Source organism: Campylobacter sp. IFREMER_LSEM_CL2090, from assembly GCF_025771865.1.
GTDB classification, from domain to species: Bacteria; Campylobacterota; Campylobacteria; order Campylobacterales; family Campylobacteraceae; genus Campylobacter_D; species Campylobacter_D lari_D.
Window position 1 is genome coordinate 1 of record NZ_JAKMRA010000021.1, and the last position, 4421, is coordinate 4421.

At 23.2% G+C, this 4421-nt stretch carries 4 protein-coding genes and 1 pseudogene; 1 reads left to right on the forward strand and 4 read right to left on the reverse strand.

The features are described from left to right. Together L8V85_RS08185 and bet are read right to left on the reverse strand one after the other, a co-directional pair. Positions 1-276 (reverse strand): annotated as a pseudogene (locus L8V85_RS08185) (hypothetical protein); the annotation flags it as partial. Between the two features lie 16 nt (positions 277-292). Then, a complete protein-coding gene (gene bet / locus L8V85_RS08190; RefSeq protein ID WP_263737814.1) occupies positions 293-1012 on the reverse strand; it encodes a phage recombination protein Bet in 720 nt (239 codons plus the stop codon). Between the two features lie 878 nt (positions 1013-1890). Between bet and L8V85_RS08195 the strand changes: the two genes are divergently transcribed. Further along, on the forward strand, positions 1891-2034 hold the full coding sequence (locus tag L8V85_RS08195) for a hypothetical protein (protein WP_263737812.1): 144 nt from the start codon (positions 1891-1893) through the stop codon (positions 2032-2034). Positions 2035-2189: 155 nt separating this feature from the next. Here L8V85_RS08195 and L8V85_RS08200 read toward each other — a convergent pair whose 3' ends face one another. Next, a complete protein-coding gene (locus L8V85_RS08200; RefSeq protein WP_318529736.1) occupies positions 2190-2786 on the reverse strand; it encodes an RloB domain-containing protein in 597 nt (198 codons plus the stop codon). Next, positions 2783-3925 carry an AAA family ATPase gene (locus L8V85_RS08205; protein ID WP_263737813.1) on the reverse strand — a complete coding sequence of 381 codons (1143 nt, stop codon included), beginning with the start codon at positions 3923-3925 and terminating at the stop codon, positions 2783-2785. The genes L8V85_RS08200 and L8V85_RS08205 overlap by 4 nt, the downstream gene beginning before the upstream one ends. Positions 3926-4421 lie beyond the last annotated feature (496 nt).

Sequence of the window (4421 nt, forward strand, 5' to 3'; positions counted from 1 at the left end):
TCTTGCAACTTCAGAATAAATTAAACTTTCCAATCTTTTAATCTCTGATTGAAATAAATCTTTACTTACAAGCTCTTGTCTTATTTCTTCTATAGCTTGATTTTTAAGATTTTCAAAATTCAATCTTTGAGTAGTTGCTCTACCATTAACAAGCTCTTCAAAAGCTTTAATTAATTTTTGTGATTGTTCAGGATTAGAAAAAATACTTTCTAATAAAGCTTTAAAACTTTCATTAAGTATATACTCTTTTTCCTGAGCCATAATATTTCCTTGCATATTTAATCCTTTGTCATTATAACACAATTTTTTGATACCAAACTTTTGTGTTTGGTTTGTATTTAAAACCTAGTTGTTTTAGATTTTCAGTTGAATTATAAGTATTGCCAGTTACTGTTGCATATTCACCTATAATTTCAATATCTAAACCTAGTGCCTTTACAGCATTTGTCAAATATTCCAAAGAAATTGCATTTTCTTCATCAGGAATGGTAGTATTTTGAACAGCTTCTGTATCAATAATGATTTCATCTTCTGTAATACCAACACCCATTTCTTCAGCAGAATATAATCCACTTACATTAAATGCCTTTCTTAAAGCTTGACTTTCTGCAACCTTTTTTAGCATAGTATCAGGCTTTGAAGCCCAAAAAGTTGTTATTTTGTCTTGATTTGTTTTTTGCACATATTCACTATATGCAACTTCAACTATAAAAGGTTTATCGCTATCAGTTCTATAAACTTCACAAATTGCAACCAAATCTTGAGTGTATTGCCATTGATTATTCACTAATTTTGGATAGTTTTTAATCTCGCTATAAGAACGAATACCACCAAATTTTCCGCTTTTGCGAGCAATAGCTAAAAAGCCATCTCTACCCACTAAAGGTTCTATTTTTTCAACCCACACATCTTTACCATTTTTTGTAACTTTTGCCCTACGAGGAACAAAAAATACTTGGCGTAAGAAAGGATCTAGACCATATTTAGTTGCAACACTAAGGTAATATTTTATTTCTGTTTTATTACTCCCAACTTATAGAGTGTGTTAAAAGCTAAAGACTAACTTTTTCTTTCATTAGTATATTTATTGTTAAAATAATGAGCTGTTAAAACCAATGTGCCAAAAATAAGAGTGATAGCACCAAATTAAAATAGCTATATTATAACCATCCATTCTCTCTTATTTTCTTTCAAAAAAAGATCAATCTTTAAGAAAGATCGATGATAGTGCAACTATCGCCCATTTGCAAACCATAAAGACTATTTACAAATAATCCTACGCCAATAGATTCTATGAATCTTAAGATTGTTTCGCAGGTATTTTTATAAATAATACTTTTTAAAATTTTTATTTTATATATTATCTAGCAATAAAAAATAAAAGCTAAAAGATATAAACATGCTTCTATTATAAAATATCAAAATCAATTATTTTTTATTATTATCGGTTTTTTTATCTTTATCAAAGTCATAAAATGTCACAAATATGGCAACTGCTATTGCAAAGGCTAATACAATATATTGTCCCATTTTATTTCCTTTTTTTGTTATAAAAATTATTAAATTAATATATTATCTAATCAACTTTAAAAATACAATATTATTTTTTAATTATAATATTTCAAAGATCTAGCTTTTATCAACTTTGTATTATATCCATAGTTACTTTGTTGATATTCTTGATATTTATGAAATCTACAAATTTCTACTAAGAATAGTTTAAATAATATATTTGCAGAAAAAATTGTTTATAAGTTATAAAGTCTATTTTTGATATATTCTTTATATTATTAGCTTAGGATTTTTAATGGGTGTAAGCGAAAATACTTTTGAAATTATCTTAGAAAAATTAAAATAAGCAAAATTAAATAATAAAACAAAAGGATAGATATGTTTAAAAACGAAGAATATATAAACCAGAGAAAAGCATTATGGATAAAAAGTTTTGAAGCTTTTAAAGATGATGAAGAATTTCACAAAGAACAGTTAGAGTTTGCCGAAGCAGGAATAAATGATGGATTTGAGGAAGATTAATTATATAAATTAAACCAAAATTGTAAAAAAGACAAAAAAACTTACTCATAAATATTTAAATTGTTTTAGCTAAAAAAACCAATTTTAGATATTATTGATTAATCTGTATATAATCACAATATAAAAAAAGAAGTGGGGCTTTTTATAATATTATTTTAAATACCATTATATTGTTCTAATAATTTTCTAAAATAATATAGATTACTTTGAGTTAGATTATTTAGTGAATTTTTATCAATCTCACGCTGATCATTGCAAAAAACAGCGATATTGCAAAAATACTTTTCAGCATTTTCTATACATCCACCTTTATTTAATATTTGAGAATATAAATCGTTAGTAGATGATTTAAAATTCTTACTATCGCTATATCCTAATTTTTTATAAAAATTTGTTTTGTTATTTTTACTATTATCTACAAAATGAAATCTAAGCCAATCTTCAAAATCATCAAGAGTAAGAAATAAATGTATATCTTTTGACTTTTTTATATGTTTTATAAGTTTTTCTAAAATTTTTAACTCATTAGTATCACTTTTTGCTCTATCTAGATCCATTACAATAATAAGCTTATCAATATAAGGTGCTTTTTCTATTTTATAAAGAATGTTTTTATATGAATTATTATTTTTTAAATTTTTTACATCTATTTTAATATTATCATAATTTAGATATTTAAAAAGGGAATTAAAATAATCTTCTTCTGTTTTACCTTCACACCAAATCTGTAATACTGGGTTTTGTTTTTTTATTCATCATAAAGCCCTTTTAAATAATCAATATATGCTTTTTTCTTTTCGCTTCTAATATCATAATCGTAGTAAGTTCTTATCTTACTCTCTAGGTATTGATCTTTTTGAATTAAAAATATTTGTTGTGAATTTAAAAAACTAACATCAAATAATAAAACATTATGAGATGAAACAATTAATTGTCCATTATGGTTTTCCTCTGTATTAATAAGATTGTTAAATATAAGTATTAGCGCCAAAGTGCTTATTGAAGAATCTAATTCATCAATAAAAACAATTTTTCCTTCCTTGATAATTTGGGTTATTTTATCTGCAAAATATACTATTTTTTTAATACCTTCTGATTCTATTTGATAATTAAATTTCTTTCCATTGCGAACAAAAAAGATTTCGTATATATTCTTTCCATCTTTTTCATACTTTTTAAACTCAAAATCTTTTATAGTTTTATCTAGCAATTGAAAAATTTCCAAAATACTTTCTTTGTGTTCTAAAAAATATTTCTTTTTATTTTCTTCAAATTCAAAATTATATTTTTTTGAATAATTACTATTCATATAAACTTCGATATTGTTTATAAGATTTACAAATATTTCTTTTTGCTCTATTTCAAAATCTTTTAATAAGTAAAATATATTTTCACTAAGATTTCTTGAAAAAAATGACTCTAATAGCTTATTATCTTCTTTACTGTAAATATTAAAAATAGCCTTATCATTCTCAAATTCATATATAATTTTATTATTTTTCAAAAAAGATTCTTTTAGGATATATTTTTTATCAAACTCTATCGAATATGTAAAAATATCTTTATTGTTATTAGATAACTCAATACTTAATTTTATAGAATTTGAATTTTCATTAAAGGCATTGTCTGTTAAATGCTCTCTTAGGGTATGAGAAAAGCCATATTTAATTATATTTAGTAAAATTTTTACGCCTATAAAAAAGTTAGTTTTTCCGCTAGTATTCTTTCCAAAAAAAACTGCTGATTTCATAGGTTTCCCAGCTTGTGATAAATTAAAATTATACTCATATTTTGTATTTTTCAACTTACTTTTTGGCTTTGCTGTAAAATCAACAATTTGTGTTTCTATTCCAAAAGAATATAGACCAGACATTTCTATTTTTCTTAACATAATATTTTCCTTTTGTGTTATTATAAAGCATTGATAGTTAATATAAACATAAAATATGTTTATATTTAAAAATATATAGTTTTAAAGTCTGTTTTGATATTTTTTATAATATTCACTGAAAGAATTAAAGCTATAAAAATGAATTAATAAAAATACATTCTTAATCAAGGTAAAAAATAAACAACTTAGCAAATTTCAATATTGCACTTCATAGGCATATAAAATATTCGTATAAAACTAAATCCACAAAAATATATTTGCTCTTAATGATTTAAATGAAACATTCAATAAATATATTTTGAAATATTGTTAAGAATAAAATAAGTTATTATGAAGCCCTTTGAAATTAATATAATAATTATGGCTTCAAAGAAAACTAAAGCATAAAACTGTATAAGAAGATATCTCTATAAAGAAAACACTACTGATCTAATAAGCTTTCTAGTAGGTATAATATCCATTTATAATTACACAAAATAAAAATACAAAACTTTTA

Bases quoted from the DNA above. Each gene is read 5' to 3' on its own strand.
- L8V85_RS08205 (WP_263737813.1), bottom strand. From the start codon at position 3,925: ATGTTAAGAAAAATAGAAATGTCTGGTCTATATTCTTTTGGAATAGAA.
- L8V85_RS08195 (WP_263737812.1), top strand. From the start codon at position 1,891: ATGTTTAAAAACGAAGAATATATAAACCAGAGAAAAGCATTATGGATA.